The organism is Flavobacterium sp. (genome assembly GCF_039595935.1).
Lineage (GTDB): Bacteria > Bacteroidota > Bacteroidia > Flavobacteriales > Flavobacteriaceae > Flavobacterium.
Genome location: NZ_JBCNKR010000006.1, coordinates 1,511,977 through 1,529,293, shown reverse-complemented (window position 1 = coordinate 1,529,293; position 17,317 = coordinate 1,511,977). Strand labels below are relative to the sequence as shown.

12 protein-coding genes and 1 pseudogene are annotated in these 17,317 nt (G+C 33.7%); 4 read left to right on the top strand and 9 right to left on the bottom strand.

The features are described from left to right. Window positions 1-65: 65 nt before the first annotated feature. Window positions 66-1,979 carry an ABC-F family ATP-binding cassette domain-containing protein gene (locus ABDW27_RS16480; RefSeq protein ID WP_343696885.1) on the bottom strand — a complete coding sequence of 638 codons (1,914 nt, stop codon included), beginning with the start codon at window positions 1,977-1,979 and terminating at the stop codon, window positions 66-68. 65 nt (window positions 1,980-2,044) lie between these two features. Here ABDW27_RS16480 and ABDW27_RS16475 point away from each other — a divergent pair. Further along, window positions 2,045-2,430, top strand: a pseudogene (locus tag ABDW27_RS16475) (DUF983 domain-containing protein). Here the strand turns inward: ABDW27_RS16475 and ABDW27_RS16470 are convergent. The 8 genes from ABDW27_RS16470 to topA form a co-directional block, all read right to left on the bottom strand. Then, on the bottom strand, window positions 2,408-3,481 hold the full coding sequence (locus ABDW27_RS16470) for an FAD-binding oxidoreductase (RefSeq protein WP_343696884.1): 1,074 nt from the start codon (window positions 3,479-3,481) through the stop codon (window positions 2,408-2,410). The pseudogene ABDW27_RS16475 and the gene ABDW27_RS16470 sit on opposite strands and share 23 nt — an antisense overlap. A 74-nt stretch (window positions 3,482-3,555) precedes the next feature. Beyond that, window positions 3,556-4,545 (bottom strand): gliding motility protein GldN, encoded by a 990-nt coding sequence (gldN, locus tag ABDW27_RS16465; protein ID WP_343698139.1) that lies wholly within the window; start codon window positions 4,543-4,545, stop codon window positions 3,556-3,558. A 321-nt stretch (window positions 4,546-4,866) separates the two neighbouring features. Then, complete coding sequence (gene gldN, locus ABDW27_RS16460; RefSeq protein ID WP_343696883.1) at window positions 4,867-5,856, bottom strand: gliding motility protein GldN; 990 nt, start codon at window positions 5,854-5,856, stop codon at window positions 4,867-4,869. Between the two features lie 43 nt (window positions 5,857-5,899). Continuing rightward, window positions 5,900-7,441: a gliding motility protein GldM gene (gene gldM / locus ABDW27_RS16455; RefSeq protein ID WP_343696882.1), complete on the bottom strand. Its 1,542-nt coding sequence runs from the start codon at window positions 7,439-7,441 to the stop codon at window positions 5,900-5,902. A 53-nt stretch (window positions 7,442-7,494) separates the two neighbouring features. After that, complete coding sequence (gene gldL, locus ABDW27_RS16450; RefSeq protein ID WP_343696881.1) at window positions 7,495-8,139, bottom strand: gliding motility protein GldL; 645 nt, start codon at window positions 8,137-8,139, stop codon at window positions 7,495-7,497. A 72-nt stretch (window positions 8,140-8,211) separates the two neighbouring features. Further along, window positions 8,212-9,615 (bottom strand): gliding motility lipoprotein GldK, encoded by a 1,404-nt coding sequence (gldK, locus tag ABDW27_RS16445; RefSeq protein ID WP_343696880.1) that lies wholly within the window; start codon window positions 9,613-9,615, stop codon window positions 8,212-8,214. Between the two features lie 263 nt (window positions 9,616-9,878). Next, on the bottom strand, window positions 9,879-11,030 hold the full coding sequence (locus ABDW27_RS16440; protein WP_343696879.1) for a formimidoylglutamase: 1,152 nt from the start codon (window positions 11,028-11,030) through the stop codon (window positions 9,879-9,881). Between the two features lie 3 nt (window positions 11,031-11,033). Then, complete coding sequence (topA, locus tag ABDW27_RS16435; protein WP_343696878.1) at window positions 11,034-13,550, bottom strand: type I DNA topoisomerase; 2,517 nt, start codon at window positions 13,548-13,550, stop codon at window positions 11,034-11,036. 475 nt (window positions 13,551-14,025) lie between these two features. On the opposite strand from topA, the gene miaB reads away from it, so the two are divergent. The 3 genes from miaB to ABDW27_RS16420 all read left to right on the top strand — a co-directional run bounded on the left by miaB (window position 14,026) and on the right by ABDW27_RS16420 (window position 17,308). Continuing rightward, window positions 14,026-15,471 carry a tRNA (N6-isopentenyl adenosine(37)-C2)-methylthiotransferase MiaB gene (gene miaB / locus ABDW27_RS16430; protein WP_343696877.1) on the top strand — a complete coding sequence of 482 codons (1,446 nt, stop codon included), beginning with the start codon at window positions 14,026-14,028 and terminating at the stop codon, window positions 15,469-15,471. A 91-nt stretch (window positions 15,472-15,562) separates the two neighbouring features. Further along, window positions 15,563-15,934: a GxxExxY protein gene (locus tag ABDW27_RS16425; protein ID WP_343696876.1), complete on the top strand. Its 372-nt coding sequence runs from the start codon at window positions 15,563-15,565 to the stop codon at window positions 15,932-15,934. A gap of 114 nt (window positions 15,935-16,048) precedes the next feature. Continuing rightward, window positions 16,049-17,308 carry a sigma-54 dependent transcriptional regulator gene (locus ABDW27_RS16420; RefSeq protein WP_343696875.1) on the top strand — a complete coding sequence of 420 codons (1,260 nt, stop codon included), beginning with the start codon at window positions 16,049-16,051 and terminating at the stop codon, window positions 17,306-17,308. The last annotated feature ends 9 nt before the right edge of the window (window positions 17,309-17,317 follow it).

Below are 17,317 nucleotides of genomic sequence, written 5' to 3'. Positions count from 1 at the left end.
AAGGTCTGTAAGTATAAAAAAATGTGTTTCAGAAACTAAAAACTGTAACTGCGACTGAAAACCTATTAAGCATTAAAATTATCAATCTCTTCTGATACAACTTCCCAGTCGATTAACAATTGTTCTAAATCTTGTTTCTTTTTGTTGTATGCTGTAAAAAACGAAGCGTCCTCAATATGTTTGTCATAATTGGTTTCGAGCATTTTATCGTCGTGCTGAATGTCTTTTTCTAATTGCTGAATCTGACTTTCAATTTTGCTTAAACGGTTTTGAAGTGCTTTTCCTTTTTTCTGGTCTTCGTATGACGCTTTTGTATTTTCTTTAGGCGCAGCAACTTTTACAACATCTTTTTTCTCTACTTCACGCATGTTTTCCAAATTGCGCTGTTCTAAGAAAAAGTTAATATCTCCCAAATATTCTTTGATTTTTTGATCTTTGAATTCGTAAACGATATTCGACATTCCCTGAAGAAAATCCCTGTCGTGAGAAACTAACAATAAAGTTCCTGCAAACTTTTGAAGTGCCGCTTTTAAAACATTTTTAGATTTAATATCTAAGTGGTTCGTAGGCTCATCCATTACCAAAACGTTAATTGGCTGTAACAATAATTTGCAAAGTGCCAAACGGTTACGTTCTCCTCCAGAAAGTACTTTTACCTTTTTCTCTACATCATCTCCACGGAATAAAAAGGCTCCAAGCATATCACGCACTTTCATACGATTTGTATCTGTAGCAGCATCTTCCATAGTCTGCAATAATGTGATTTCTCCATCAAGATACTCCGCTTGATTTTGAGCAAAATATCCTAATTGCACATTATGTCCTAACTTGATATTTCCTTGATACTCAAATTCATTTACAATCGCTTTTATAAAAGTAGATTTCCCTTGTCCGTTCTGTCCCACAAAAGCAATTTTACTTCCGCGCTCAACCAGTAAACTAATGTCTTTTAATATCGTTTTATCTCCGTAAGCTTTTGTAACGTGCTCAGCTTCTATTACAACTTTTCCTGGTTCTTTTGAAACCGGAAACGAAATATTCATCACCGAATTATCATCTTCATCTACCTCAATTCTTTCTACTTTATCCAGCTTTTTTATCAGCGATTGTGCCATCGAAGCTTTGGATGCTTTTGCACGGAATTTTTCGATTAATTTTTCAGTCTCTTCAATCTTCTTTTGCTGATTTTTTTGAGTCGCTAATTGCTTTTCACGGATTTCGTGACGCAATTCTAAATATTGAGAATATGGTTTATTGAAATCGTATGCTTTTCCTAAAGAAATTTCAATCGTACGATTGGTTACATTATCAAGGAACATTTTATCGTGCGATACGATTACCACAACTCCGGGATAATTACGAAGGAAATTTTCTAACCAAATAATACTTTCAATATCTAAGTGGTTCGTTGGCTCATCCAGAAGCAATACGTCATTTGACTGCAATAATAATTTAGCCAATTCGATACGCATTCTCCATCCTCCGGAAAAAGTCTCAGTCTGGTTATTAAAAACTTCTCTTTTAAAACCAAGTCCTAAAAGAATTTTTTCTGTATCTCCCACATAGTTATAACCTCCAAGAAGTTCAAAACGATGCGTATAATCAGATAAATCTTCTATAATTTTGGCATATTCTTCACTTTCATAATCGGTTCTTGTAACCAATTGATGATTGATTTCTTCCAGCTTTTTCTCTACAACTTTAATATCTGTAAAGGCTTCGTATGCTTCTTCTAAAACAGTTCTTCCTTGTTCAAAGTCAATATCCTGACGTAAAAAACCCATTTTAATATCTTTCTCCTGAGAAATAACTCCAGAATCTGGTTTAAAATCTCCTGCCAGCATTTTCAGCATTGTCGATTTACCTGCTCCGTTTTTACCAACAAGACCTACCCGGTCACCGGCTCCTAAACGAAAAGTAACTTCTTCAAATAAATAGGTTCCTCCAAACGAAACCGAAAGATTGTGTATATTAAGCATAATTTATAACTATTGTTATCAGCAGAAAAGGCGGAAAAACGTACCTTTGTTTAAATTTTTTGCAAATGTTAAAAAAAGGATCCAAACTAAATAGTATTTTAACAGGAAGTTGTCCAAAATGCCAAAAAGAGAGCATGTATTCAGACAAAAACCTGCTTCATTTGAATAATGTTCTCAAAATGAATGAGAATTGCAGTCATTGCGGTTTAAAATATCAAATTGAACCTTCTTTTTTTATGGCGCAATGTATGTAAGTTATGCCTTGAATGTTGCCGTTGGAATTGCTGCTTTTATAGTTTCTTTTGTCTTTTTTGGAGCTACTATCAGTCAGTCGTTTGTAACGATAATTATTACTTTGGTAATATTGTTTCCGGTTGTATTGCGGCTGTCAAGGAATTTATACATTAATATGTTTATTTCATATGATCCTAAGGCCGGTCAGGAGCAATAGATTTTAGATACCTTTTGTGAAATCTTTTTATGTCGGCTTCGCGATCTATAGGTGTTCCATATTCAATACTTTCATATAACATTTTTGCTAATGCAGGCCCCAGCATAACACCACGTGTGCCTAATCCGTTAAGAACATGAATTGAACTGTATGCTTCATGGGTTCCAATTAAAGGTCTTCTGTCGGCTACGGTTGGTCTCACTCCTGCAAAGTGTTTTATAATCTCAAAATCGCAATTAATAATTTCCTTTATACGATCGACAAGTTCTTTTTTCCCTTCTTCTGTAGGAAGATCTGTTTTATCATGCCAGTTATAGGTCGCACCAACTTTGTATAGATTTCCCCCCACAGGCAGAATAAATACACTTGTGTTCACAATTAGATCTAATTTTAAATCAGGAGCATTTATTAAAAACAACTCTCCTTTTGTACCATCTAAAGGTAAATAATTAAAATAAGGGTTTTTATGCAATCCAAACCCTTCTGCAAATATGATATGACGGGCTTTTATATTTTTATACTGAACTCCTGAATCTATAAAATCTATGAAAGAACTATGAAAAGATTCTTCCAAAAGTAAATTATTCTCTTTTAAATAAGCTTTATAGCTTTCTAGTAATTGTCTGGTTTTAACATAACCCGTTTGCAGAACTTCTCCATAATCATACGGAGAATCAATACTTTGATACTTTTTAGTAATTAGTTTCGTAGATAAAAAAGGCGCTAAATTAATTCTGTCAGAAGCGGCAAACCAATTATTTTGTTCTTCAACGGAAAAGAATTTTCTTAAGATGGGCATTTTAAAATTAAATTTTTCATTTAATTTATCCTCTACCTGATCATAAAATTCATTCATTAAAACCAAATGCTCTTTAGCATTCCAAACTTCACTGAAACGCTTCAAAATAACCGGATTATACAATCCTCCGGCAATTCTCGAAGAATTTTGAGATTTGTCATCAACAACCAAAATAGTTTTGTTGTTTTTAAGCGCCACTTCGGCAAAAGAAATACCGGCCAATCCAGACCCGACAATTAAATAATCAAGCATTTGCAATAGAAATAAATAAAAAAACTCTTGCTACAAAGGTAGTAAGAGTTTCTCTTATAATGTAATTTAGGAGCTTAGTAGTTCCACATATCTTCTTCAAAATTACGAATCTTCTCTTTTACCCTTTCCGATTCTAGTAATTGATTCTGTGCATTGTCTTTCATATAATCTTTAATTTCACGGTCACCATACATATTTTCTTCTTTGTAAATGATCGCATTAAATCTTCTTGAATTTAGAACCTGATCAAATGAAATAGGCAAAGCTGAGTTATTATCATTAAAGGCTTTTGCTTCGTGTAACACTTCCCTTGCATTAGGAAAAAAGACCCAAAATAATTCTATATAATCTTTTTCATCACTGTTCATCGTATACACGTCAGGAGTTACAGGACAAATTCCAAGTAAACGATATTTCAATTCACCTTGACGTTTATCAAAATACCAATATCCCTTTAATTTATATTGGCTAACATCTGCAGCGGTAAGATCTTGTCTTAAGATATATTCAGCAGGAACAGTTCTTTTTGGCCCCACGGTTTCATCAACATATGTAACCGATTTTTTCTTCCCGGTACCTGTAACTACTTTTTTCTTGACAACACGTGTTTTGTAATCATCAGGATATTGATTGATAAGCTCTCTACCTGCATCTGTTGTATCAATACGGGTTAAAGAGCCTTCTATGTCTTTCATAGATTTCTTTGTATTGAAATAACTGTCTGTATAAACTTCGGTAATTCTGCCTTGCCTAATACCTTTAGTTAAAACATCATAGAGCGAACGTCTGTCTGACCCTATATTAACGGTATCAACCGGAAAATATAAAGGAAAATTTATTTTTTCGTTTAAATCAACAATTTCCCAAGTAGTTTTTGCCATCAGGATATCTCTGTCATCAACATATCCATAAGCTAATGGCTTGTCATTATCAGAGATTAATTGAGCCGCATTCTTTTTACCTATTTGATCTGCCGTCTTTGCATTCAATAAATTAGACTGTGCATTTGAGTTGATAAAGCACATCGCAAAAACAATAACCATTAAAAAAACTTTCACTTTCATCATATTATCTTTTTTTATAATAAAATAAACGCAATTTGAAGTTTTATATTGTAATTTTCCTACAAATAAATTTATTTACCAGATTAATAAACTTGATTTACAAATTACTTCTTACAAAATACAACACAAAACACTATAAAACAGAAAGTTACAAAAAATAATTGATTTTAAAAAAATGTCAGGCAAATTAATATCGTATAAAGCTTTTCAAATAATAGAAAGTTTTTAAATTCAGCATATAATATTTTCTAATCTCTATAAAGCAAAAAACTCTTACTACTAGTTGTAGCAAGAGTTTTTTATATTATTTAATACTGAAACTTAGTAGTTCCACATATCTTGTTCGAAGTTACGAATCTTCTCTTTTACTCTTTCAGATTCTAACAATTGGTTTTGAGCATTGTCTTTCATGTAATCTTTAATCTCACGATCTTGATACAAGTTTTCTTCTTTATAAACAATTGCATTAAAACGTCTTGAATTTAAAATTTGATCGAATGAAATTGGCAGAGCAGAATTGCTGTCATTAAAAGCTTTAGCTTCATGCAGAACATCTCTTGAATTTGGGAAGAAAACCCAAAACAATTCGATGTAATCCTTCTCGTCACTATTCATTGTATAAACGTCCGGAGTTACAGGACAAATTCCAAGTAAACGATATTTTAACTCACTCTGACGTTTGTCAAAATACCAGTATCCTTTAATTTTATACTGACTAACATCAGCAGCTGTAAGATCTTGTTTTAAGATATATTCAGCAGGAACTGTTCTTGAAGGAGGAACTGTTTCATCAACATAAGTAACAACTTTCTTTTTACCAGTTCCAGTAACTACTTTTTTCTTCACTACACGTGTTTTGTAGTCATCTGGGTATTGGTTGATAAGCTCTCTACCAGCATCAGTTGTATCAATACGAGACAATGCACCTTCGATGTCTTTCATAGATTTTTTAGTATTGAAATAACTATCAGAATAAACCTCAGTTATTTTGCCTTTTCTTACGGCTTTCGTCAAAACATCATAAAGAGAACGTCTATCAGAACCAATATTAGCAGTATCTACCGGAAAGTAAAGTGGAAAATTTATTTTCTCATTTAAGTCAATAATCTCCCAAGTAGTTTTTCCCATCAAGATATCTCTATCATCTACATATCCATAAGCTAATGGCTTGTCATTATCAGAGATAAGCTGCGCAGGAGTTTTAAGTCCAATTTGAGCTGGTGTCTTCGCATTTAGCAAATTTGATTGCGCATTAGACGCAAAACCTCCAGCAATAGAGACAATAGCTATTAAAAAATTTCTTACTTTCATCGTGGTATCATTATAAGATATTGAACGTAGTTTTCACTACAAATTATTGTATTTCGTAAATTACCGGAGCAGTTCTTGGTAATAAATAGCTGCCAGCTCCAACAAGTTTAGTTTTAATTTCAGAAATAGTAACTTGGTCTCCTTTACCAGCTCTAGAAAGAACTTGTTTACATTGTGCATTTAATCTGTTACCAGTAACAACAACTGTAGGCTGTCCAGCAATTTTCATATTAAATCCAACAACATCTAAACCAACTTCAAAATCAAAATCAAGTAATTTAGCACCAATTGTAGCAATCTCTAAGTTAGATCTAGGACCTTTAACAACTCCCATTTCTCCTCTGATTGTTCCTGTTGGTCCAGGAATACCTTTAATTCTGAATGTTTTCTTATCTGTAACTTTGTCACCGTTTGGTAATGTTCCTGTAACAGAAATTGTAGCTTCTGTACCAGAACCAGGGCTCATGTTATATTTTCCAGGTTTTCCAGCTGAAGATAATCCAGGTGCGCTAGCTTGAACTTTATTGTCAGCAACACCAGCAAACGATACAGAGATTGGGTTAACAACTCCTCTATATACTACGTTCATTTTATCAGCAGAAATAGTAGCTGAATTTGGTCTTGGAACTACAACGTATTTTCCAGCGAATTTAAGCGGAATGTTTTTTCCATCCTCTAAGAATGTAAATTGTCCGTTGATGTTTTGTTCTCCAACTCCACCAGCAGTTAAAGAGATAACAGCTTGTCCGTTTACAATTTGACCAGGTCCTTGGAAAGAAGTTGGTTTTGTGTTTTCGTCATAACGACCTAAAACTACTTTACCAGTTACTTTTTCTCCTTGGAAATAAGCATTTTTATCTAAAACCACAATTGCCTGATAGTTACTGTAAGAAGCTGCCTGAACTGCCGCTTTTCCTAAAGCACTATTGTAAACATCAGTCTCTGCTTTTTGAACGTCATTCTGCCAAGCTGAAAGTTTAGCAGCAGATGCGATTGCAGGGAAACCTTTAAAGTGGTAAGCTAAGTATTTTTCTTTTATACCTTCTTTGTTTTTAACGTCAGAAACATCAAATTTCTTCTCAACTTCTGCAATAATGTTAGCATATTTTTTATCAGTTCCTAAAGCTGCTTTAAAATCAGCTTTATATTTCTGAATTCTAGCAATGATTTCATTACCTTTTTTAGTGTAACCGTCTCCTGTAAACCAGTCATCGATATTATCACCTCTGTCCATAGCTTCGTAAGGCAATTTTCCAGTCTCTTTATCAACTTCAAATCCTTTGATAGACTGAGCTTTTAAAGTTCCTAAATATGCATAAAAGTCTTTCGAAATAGCTTCAACTTTATGAGCTGTTTCCGCTGCTACGGCGAATTCTCCTTTAGCCTCAGCTGCTTTTTGATCTAAAGCTGCTAATAAAGAAGTATTATTGGTAATAGATGTTGTATTTGAAGCCTCAAATTTTTCGTTAAATAAACCAAAACCTGAAATAACTTCTTTTGATACGTTCATTGCTAACATTGCGATGAAAACCAGATACATCAGGTTAATCATCTTCTGTCTAGGGGTTAATTTTCCTCCTGCCATTTTTTCCTAATTAGTTTTTTATTAATACTCTAAATATAATAGTCAAAAACTAATTATCCTTTGTTACTCATTGCAGAAAGCATACCACCGTAAACGCTGTTTAAAGAAGCGATATTTGCAGTCATAGAAGCCATTTGCTCTTTTAATTTAGATGCATTTTCAGCAATCTCTTTGTTAGCTTCAGCATTTCTAGATGCACTTTCTAATTGTACTTTATATAAACTGTTTAATGATTCCATTTGTGCAGCAGCAAGAGATAATTCTTCAGAATATTTCTTTTGACCTGCGATTGAATCTACAGTTGGAGCAATTCCTTTAGCAGCAGATTCGAAATTTTTGATGCTGTTTCCTAAGCTAGCCATTAACTCACCGTCAACTTTAGCTTCTTTTAACATTGCATCTAATTTTTGAGATAATAAACCTTGGGCATCAGTTGACTCAGCTTTATCCTCTTTTTTTCTAGCTTGTCCGTTAGCTAATTCTGGGTAAACAAGAGTCCAATCCAATTCGTCTTCAACTGGTTCAAAAGCAGATAACGCGAAAATTAAAGCTTCAGTTAACAAACCAACTGAAAGCATAACTGTTCCTGTTAAAGGTCCAATTTCAAAGTGCGTAATTTTGAATAAAGCTCCAACGATTACTACTGCCGCTCCCATACCATAAGCGAAATTCATTGCTTTTTTACTTAATAATGCCATAATAATTTTTTTTTAGGTTTTAATTTTAAAATAGATTCGATTTGGTTATTGTATTGATTTAATTATAAATTACTATTTCTTTTTATTAGTTCCGTTTCCAGTTACCTGAGTTCCCATGTAATCTTGTACAGTTCTGAAACCAATGTAACTTCTTGCAGAATCAGCATATTCGTGGTCACGAGTACTTACTTGAAGGAAGTAAGCAACGTCTTTCCAAGAACCTCCACGAACCACTTTTCTTTGGTTTTTTCCGTCAATTACGTTAGGGTTCATTGTAGATACGTACTCATATGCATTTGGATTATAAGCTGAATCTGTCCACTCAGATACGTTTCCTGCCATATTGTATAATCCGTAACCGTTTTGCTCATAAGATTTTGCTTCAACAGTATATAAAGCCTCATCTGCAGCGTAATCTCCTCTGTTCGGTTTGAAGTTTGCCATAAAGCATCCTCTGTCACTCTTAGTATAAGGACCACCCCAAGGATAAGTAGCTGATTCCAGACCACCTCTTGCAGCATACTCCCACTCTGCTTCTGTTGGAAGTCTGAAAGCATTAACCAGGTCACGCCCTTTTTTCTTAGATTTAATATAGCTGTTTTTATTTAATGTTCTCCAAGCACAGAAAGCTTTTGCTTGTTTCCAAGTTACACCTACTACTGGATAATCTCCATAAGCTTTATGCCAGAAGTAATCGTTGTGCATTGGTTCATTATATGAATATGAGAAATCTTTAATCCAAACTGTTGTATCAGGATAAACATTAACCTGCTCAGTTTTAACGAAGTCTTTTCTTTTTCCAACTTTAGCTTTTGCTGCAGCCTGAATATCCATCCAAGAATAACGGAATTTTAATTTATTTACATCAATTGTTCTTAAACCATTATATGATTCTTCAATTGGTAAATACATAGAGTCCATTACTTCAGCATAATACTCATCCGGATAAGCTTTAGTGTCTCTGATTAATTTAACTTTTTTATTTAATTTTCTACCAGCATAAGGATCATCTTTTGTTCCTACACTATAGTAGTTATCATACATATATTTATCGTAAGCCGTCATTTTATCTGGCTCTGAATCATTAAATGCATAATCAGCAATACTGCCACCTTTACTTCCTTTACCTCCAGTACTTTTTTGTCCTGTTTCATCTGCTAAAATAGCAAGACGAACTCTCATTGTAGAATCTTTTACCCATTCTACAAACTGACGATATTCGCTGTTAGTAATCTCAGTTTCATCCATATAAAATGAACGAACTGTTACTGTTTTTGTTGGAGCGTCTTCTACGTTAGCTAAATCAGCATCTGCTTTACCCATAATAAAAGATCCACCCGGAACTAATGTCATTCCATAAGGTTTTTCAGGATGCCATTTCCCTCCTGCAACACCAACTAATTCACCTTTGTCACTTGACTTACCACAGCCGATTACTAGTGTTAACATTGCTGTAAATGCAATAAACTTCTTCATATAAATTTGGGATTATCTATTCATTATTAAAAGTCCGTAAACGTATTTATTATTTATCTAAAAAACAATACTACTTGCGAAATTTATTTTACCGTTCAAAAATAATGTTAAATAAAATAAAAAAAAAATATTTCATCGATAAACTGATTAAAAAAATCGACGTAAAACGTTAAATTTTATAATATATAAACCTTATCTTACTAAATTTTTTAACTTATTTTTGAAAAAACTTAAAAAATTAAGATTTTCATTAAAATTTTAATTTACAAAGCGTTTTTTCGCTGTGCTTTCCACCATCTTTCTGGCAATTCCTGATTACAAGCGCTCAAATATTCTTCATAAGAACACGGTAATAACGTATTTCTTTTTAGTTTATTGCTGCCGTTTGTTTCAAATGGAATTTCGATCCACCATCGTTCTGTTTTGTCACTTTTATAAAATACCAGCTCTTCTTCTTCAAGCGGTACAATATATTTTAAATAATTTGTTCTGCTGCCAAAAGGGTATTCTTTTGAGCGATAGTGATATCCTTCAATAAAATACCAAACTATCTGAGCCATAATAGGCGCTTCTGAAACTGTACTATTATGATTAAAGACTCCAAAAGAAGATACTTTATCACTTATTCCTGCATATCTTGCCAAAGAACAAATCTCTTTTCCTTTGAAACCATTGGGTTCAAACGAAATCATATTACCTGAAGCAGAAGATTTTACTGAGTTTAAATCTATACTTACTAAATCAGCATCTCTAAAAACCGGCTCTGCCAGTGCAATTTTATTTGAAATCTCACCTAAACGGTAAGCATCAAAGAACAATTTTTCAATTAAATCAATTTCTTCCTGTGAATTATAATAGGTTTGATATCCTATATTACAGTAATTAAAAAGGTTATTAGGCTCATCAATTATAATTTTTGTCAGATAAGAATTAGCCGAAACTGATTCATTTTCTTTACCAAAATCAAACCTGTTATCAACAGAAACCATATTAACCATTTGCTCTAAATCATCATATGCACGATACAAAGCGTATGTCAAATCCTGCGAACCTCCCAGAACTATAGGAATGACTTTATTCTTAATTAATGTAGAAGTTACCTTCTTAACTGCAAAATAAGTATCCTCTACAGTATCCCCTGCAAGAATATCTCCTAAATCAGCAATCGAAGCATCCCAGTTACCTGGAAACATTCCGTAAAGCTTCTTACGAACAGCATTTAGATTAACTTCATTTACCATGTTAATATTGCGTCGGTCTTCTAAAACTCCAACAATTGCAATATTAATTTTGCTGATATCCGGAAATTGATCCTGAGTATGCAATACAATTTTACTTCCCAGTTCTTGTGATGACAATGAACTAATGAATTTTAAAATTCCATCATTTAAAGGCTCTAGAAAATCAAATTCCATTCTTTATTTCTTTTTTGCTGCTGCTTTTTTTGCCGGAGCTTTTTTAGCTGTTGTTGTTTTTTTTGCTGCTGTTTTCTTTGCTGGTGCTTTTTTCTCAATCATTTCCTGAACTTCAGCCAATGTTAATTTTGTCGCATCAACATCTTTACTTAATTCAATTTTGATTTTTCCTTTTAAAATAACCGAACGTCCCCAGCGTGCTTTTTCAACTACAATTCCTTCTTCTTCCCAATTATGAAGAACTTTATCTATGTTCTTCTGTAATTTATCTTCAATTAACTCCTCAACATCTGCCTGAGATAAATTATCAAAATTGTATTTTTTACTTACGTTTACAAAAAGGCCATTCCATTTAATGAAAGGACCAAAACGTCCCACTCCTTTTTGAACAGCTTCTCCTTTATAAGTAGCAATTGGAGCATCTGCAAGAGCTTTTTCATCAATTAACTCCTGAGCTCTTTCTTTTGTAACACTCAAAGGATCTTCTCCTCGAGGTAACGAAATAAATACACTTCCGTGACGTACATAAGGACCGTAACGACCATTACTTACCTCTACTTCTTCTCCTTTATAATCTCCTAAATTTTTAGGAAGCAAGAATAAATTCAAAGCCTCTTCAAGTGTAATATTTCCAATATTTTGATCTGCCATTAAGCTGGCAAACTTCTTATCTTCATCATCTGCTTCTCCAATCTGCGCCATTGGTCCAAATTTTCCTAAACGCACAGAGACTTGTCTTCCGTCAGCATCTTTTCCTAAAATTCTTTCACCGCTTTCACGTTCAGCATTTGCCTCAACTTCTTTTACATTTGGATGAAACTGATTGTAGAAATCCTGCATCATTTTTGCCCAGTCAATATTACCTTCGGCAATTTCGTCAAAATCCTGTTCTACTTTTGCAGTAAAATTGTAATCTAAAATATTTCCGAAATTCTTAACAAGGAAATCTGTTACAATAGTTCCGATATCAGTAGGAACTAATTTCCCTTTATCAGAACCAGTGTTTTCTTTTAAAGTCTTTTCACCTACTTTACTATTTTGCAAAGTAAGCTGCGTATAGTTACGCTCTACACCTTCAAGAGTACCTTTTTCAATATAATTTCTATTGATGATGGTAGAAATAGTTGGCGCATATGTAGACGGACGACCGATACCCAGCTCCTCTAATTTTTTAACCAAAGATGCCTCAGTGTAACGTGCCGGCGGTCTTGAATATCGTTCTGTAGCTGTAATATAATTGTTAGCCAGTTTCTCATTTACTTTTAAAGCCGGAAGCATTCCTTCCTGCTCTTCTTCATCATCATCGTGCCCTTCTAAATATACTTTTAAGAAACCTTCAAAAAGTAATACTTCTCCAGAAGCTGTAAAAAGCTCATCATGATTATCTGCTTCAATTTTTACGTTTGTTCTTTCCAATTGCGCATCGCTCATTTGAGATGCTAATGTTCTTTTCCAGATCAAATCATATAAACGAGCCTGGTCACGGTCAATATTTACAGAGTGACGAGACATATCTGTTGGACGAATTGCTTCGTGTGCTTCCTGAGCTCCTTTATTTTTATTAGCAAAAACACGAGGTTTTGAGTATTCCTTACCGTATGATTTTATGATTTCTGCTTCGGCCGCATCCATTGCTTCTTTAGAAAGATTCACAGAGTCAGTTCTCATATAAGTAATAAGTCCCGCCTCATACAGACGCTGAGCCAACTGCATAGTAATTCCTACCGGAAGATACAATTTTCTGGCTGCTTCCTGCTGCAGCGTAGAAGTTGTAAAAGGTGATGTTGGCGATTTTTTGGTAGGTTTAGTTTCTAAATCTGCTACCTTATATTTAGAACCGATGTTTTGATTTAAGAAATCTTCGGCCTCTTTTTTAGTATTAAAGTTTTTTGGAAGTTTTGCTTTAAAAGCTTTTCCAGCTTCGTTTACAAATTCAGCAACAATAGAATAAGTTGCAACTGCATTAAAACTTTGGATTTCGCGTTCTCTTTCTACAATCAAACGTACAGAAACTGACTGTACACGACCAGCAGAAAGTCCGCCTTTGATTTTTCTCCATAAAACCGGAGACAATTCATAACCTACTAAACGATCCAGAACACGACGCGCCTGTTGTGCGTTTACTAAATTATAATCTATTTCTCTTGGATTGTCGATTGCTTTAAGAATCGCAGATTTTGTAATCTCGTGAAAAACAATTCGTTTAGTTTTTTTTGTATCCAGTTTTAATTCTTCCGCCAAGTGCCATGAAATAGCCTCTCCTTCGCGGTCCTCATCGGATGCTAACCAAACCGTTTCGGCATTCTTAGATAGTGACTTAAGTTTAGTTACCAAGGCTTTTTTATCCGGAGAAACTTCATATTTAGGTTTAAAACCATTCTCTACATCCACTCCTATTTCCTTTGATGGTAAGTCGGCTATGTGACCATAACTCGACTCCACCTGAAAATCACTCCCGAGAAATTTCTCGATCGTTTTCGCCTTTGCAGGTGACTCCACTATTACTAAATTCTTTGCCATTGCTCTTATTTTCTGCAACAAAAGTATTTATTTTTTTTAAATATTAACCTTGTGATTGAATTTTTGAGGTATTTTGATATTATGAAACTTAAAATTGCAGATTTATCTGTAATATTCTCGATAATATATATAGGTATAACTTTTAACGGATTATGACCGTCAAATTCCTTTATTTTAGATTTCTGAATTTAGATTTTAGATTCTGAAATTACTTATCATAATTTCTATAAACGTAAAATCTGCTTTTCTAGATTTATTTTTTAACGCAAAGTTTGTTAAAGTTTTTTCGCAAAGCACACAAAGCTTTGAGAAATCATTTTAATCTTTTTAATCTGTGGTTATTTAATTATTTTAATTCCTCTAAACAGATTTTCTTTATCATTCTAAAATCCGAAATCTAAAATCTAAAATTTCTTCTCTGCCATCTTGTCATATTGAACACATTTGCCCTATCTTTGCACTTTGAATTTTTACAATGGAAAAGATTATTGAAGAAAGCAAACAAGGCGAAAGTCTTGTTTTAGAAAATAAACCTGAGAATACTAAAAAACTCTTTATAGAAAGTTACGGCTGTGCAATGAATTTTTCAGACAGTGAAGTCGTAGCTTCCATTTTGTCTGATGGAGGATACAATACAACTTCAGTTTTAGAAGAAGCTGATTTGGTTTTGGTTAACACCTGCTCGATTCGTGACAAAGCTGAACAGACAATTCGTAAACGTCTGGAAAAATACAACGCCGTAAAACGAACGAACCCAAAAATGAAAGTGGGTGTTTTAGGCTGTATGGCTGAGCGTTTAAAAAGTCAATTTTTAGAAGAAGAGAAAATAGTTGACTTAGTTGTTGGCCCGGATGCTTATAAAGATCTTCCGAATTTATTAGCTGAAGTTGAAGAAGGACGCGACGCCATTAATGTTATTTTATCAAAAGAAGAAACATATGGGGATATTTCGCCTGTTCGTTTGATGAGTAACGGAATTACTGCTTTGGTTTCAATCACCCGCGGATGCGATAATATGTGTACTTTCTGTGTTGTGCCTTTTACACGCGGACGTGAACGTAGTCGTGAACCACAAAGTATCATGAATGAAATTCAGGATTTGTGGAATAATGGTTATAAAGAAGTTACGCTTCTTGGACAAAATGTTGACAGTTATCTTTGGTATGGCGGCGGTTTGAAAAAAGATTTCGTAAACGCGTCTGAAATGCAGAAAGCAACTGCAGTAGATTTCGATCAATTACTTGAAATGGTAGCGGTTGGTTTCCCTAAAATGCGTATTCGCTTTTCGACTTCAAATCCGCAGGATATGCACGAAAGCATTTTACATGTTATTGCAAAATATCCAAATATCTGTAAACATATTCATTTGCCGGTTCAGTCTGGAAGCAATAGAATTTTAAAAGAAATGAATCGTCTGCACACACGTGAAGAATATATGGCTTTGATTGACAAAATTAGAGCAATTGTTCCGGAGGCTTCGATTTCGCAAGATATGATTGCTGGCTTTCCAACAGAAACAGAACAAGATCACCAAGATACAATGAGCTTAATGGAATATGTAAAATATAATTTTGGTTATATGTATTCTTATTCTGAACGTCCTGGAACTTTGGCCGGAAGAAAAATGAAAGATGATGTTGAAGAAGAAACTAAAGCAAGAAGATTACAAGAAATTGTAGACTTACAACAAAAACATGCGTGGTTTAGAAGCGAAGAATTCGTTGGAAAAACAGTTGAAGTTTTGGTAGAGAAAGTTTCTAAAAAATCTAAAGATGAATTCTCTGGAAGAAACTCGCAAAGTATAACAGTTGTTTTCCCAAAAGAGAATTATAAAATTGGAGATTTCGTAAACGTAAAAATCACGAGCTGTACAAGTGGAACTTTAAAAGGTGAAGCAGTTGGTTTGAGTAGCATGAATTGATTTTTTTTGCCACAGATTAAAAGGATTAAAATGATTTTTGTATTATTTTTCTTTCCTTATTTCTTTTAGATTTGTGGTAAATAAAATATTTATGCAACATTATAGAGAAAAAGATACTTACAAGATTATTGGAATCTGTATGGAAGTACACCGAAATCTTGGACCAGGTCTATTAGAAGTCGTTTACAAAGACGCTTTAGAATTAGAATTTAAAGAAAATAATATTCCTTTTGAAAGAGAAAAAGAATATTCAATTGAGTATAAGGGAACTATTTTACCTCATAAGTTTTATGCAGATTTTATTATTAATGAGGACATCGTTTTAGAAGTAAAAGCAATAAAAGAATTTTCAAATGAACATATTGCTCAGATTTTAAATTACATTAAACTATCAGATTCTGAAATAGGATTACTTGTAAATTTTCAAACAAAATCCCTTCAATATAAAAGATATATTTTATAATTTAGGTAATCTGTGTTAATCATTCTAATCTGTGGCAAAAATATAAGCCAATGTTTTAAGTTTCAGACATAACCTGAAACCTGAAACAAATAAAAAACTTGAAACAAAACACAAATGGAAACAGTTCAAGCAATAAAACAACGATTTGAGATTATTGGTAATGACCCAAAATTAAATCGTGCCATCGAAAAAGCCATTCAGGTTGCTCCAACTGATATTTCGGTTATGGTAACTGGGGAAAGTGGTGTTGGTAAAGAAAACATTCCTAGAATTATACATTCGCTTTCGCACAGAAAGCATGGTAAATATATTGCCGTAAACTGCGGAGCGATTCCGGAGGGAACAATTGACAGTGAGCTTTTTGGACACGAAAAAGGCGCTTTTACAGGAGCTACAAGCACGCGTGAAGGTTATTTTGAAGTAGCTGACGGCGGAACCATTTTTCTTGATGAAGTTGGAGAATTACCTCTAACAACACAAGTTAGATTACTTCGTGTACTTGAAAACGGTGAATTTATAAAAGTAGGTTCATCTCAGGTTCAAAAAACAAATGTTCGTATTGTTGCGGCAACAAATGTGAATTTGTTTAATGCAATCGAAAAAGGGAAATTCCGTGAAGATTTGTACTATCGTTTAAGTACAGTCGAAATCACATTACCTCCTTTACGTGAACGTAATGACGACATTCATTTATTGTTCAGGAAATTTGTCGCCGATTTTGCGCATAAATACAAAATGCCGCCATTAAGACTGGATGACGATGCTGTTCAGCTTCTACAAAAATTCAGATGGAGCGGAAATATTCGTCAGCTTCGAAATGTAGCCGAACAGATTTCAGTTTTAGAAACCAATCGCGATATCAGCCTTGCTACTTTACAATCTTACTTGCCTGCCGAAGGAAGCAATTTACCTTCGGTTATTAACGACAGTAAAAAAGAAAGTGATTTCAGTACCGAAAGGGACATTTTATACAAAGTTCTTTTTGATATGAGAAGCGACCTGAACGACCTGAAAAAACTGACTTTAGAATTAATGAAAAACGGAGGCAGTTCGAAAATGCAGGACATCAATCCGAATTTAATTCAAAAGATATATGGTTCGCAGGAAACAGACAGTGAAATTGATTTTGAAGAAGAACCAAGAACTGCTGTTATGTCGCCAGCAGTGCGAGAAGAAAATTATCAAATTCCGGAAGACAATTATTTGTTTGCCGAAACGATCGAAGAAGAAGAAATTTTGCGTTTAGAACAAAAAGAAATCGAAATGATCAAAAAATCATTAGAAAAAAATAAAGGAAAACGAAAAGCTGCCGCTGATGAATTGGGTATTTCTGAGAGAACTTTATATCGAAAAATTAAACAATTTGACTTATAACTTCTTATA

What these genes read in the sequence shown, in the direction of transcription:
- ABDW27_RS16480 (WP_343696885.1), bottom strand. Translation starts at nt 1,979, where the DNA reads ATGCTTAATATACACAATCTTTCGGTTTCGTTTGGAGGAACCTATTTA.
- ABDW27_RS16470 (WP_343696884.1), bottom strand. Translation starts at nt 3,481, where the DNA reads ATGCTTGATTATTTAATTGTCGGGTCTGGATTGGCCGGTATTTCTTTT.
- gldN (WP_343698139.1), bottom strand. Translation starts at nt 4,545, where the DNA reads ATGAAAGTGAAAGTTTTTTTAATGGTTATTGTTTTTGCGATGTGCTTT.
- gldN (WP_343696883.1), bottom strand. Translation starts at nt 5,856, where the DNA reads ATGAAAGTAAGAAATTTTTTAATAGCTATTGTCTCTATTGCTGGAGGT.
- gldM (WP_343696882.1), bottom strand. Translation starts at nt 7,441, where the DNA reads ATGGCAGGAGGAAAATTAACCCCTAGACAGAAGATGATTAACCTGATG.
- gldL (WP_343696881.1), bottom strand. Translation starts at nt 8,139, where the DNA reads ATGGCATTATTAAGTAAAAAAGCAATGAATTTCGCTTATGGTATGGGA.
- gldK (WP_343696880.1), bottom strand. Translation starts at nt 9,615, where the DNA reads ATGAAGAAGTTTATTGCATTTACAGCAATGTTAACACTAGTAATCGGC.
- ABDW27_RS16440 (WP_343696879.1), bottom strand. Translation starts at nt 11,030, where the DNA reads ATGGAATTTGATTTTCTAGAGCCTTTAAATGATGGAATTTTAAAATTC.
- topA (WP_343696878.1), bottom strand. Translation starts at nt 13,550, where the DNA reads ATGGCAAAGAATTTAGTAATAGTGGAGTCACCTGCAAAGGCGAAAACG.
- miaB (WP_343696877.1), top strand. Translation starts at nt 14,026, where the DNA reads ATGGAAAAGATTATTGAAGAAAGCAAACAAGGCGAAAGTCTTGTTTTA.
- ABDW27_RS16425 (WP_343696876.1), top strand. Translation starts at nt 15,563, where the DNA reads ATGCAACATTATAGAGAAAAAGATACTTACAAGATTATTGGAATCTGT.
- ABDW27_RS16420 (WP_343696875.1), top strand. Translation starts at nt 16,049, where the DNA reads ATGGAAACAGTTCAAGCAATAAAACAACGATTTGAGATTATTGGTAAT.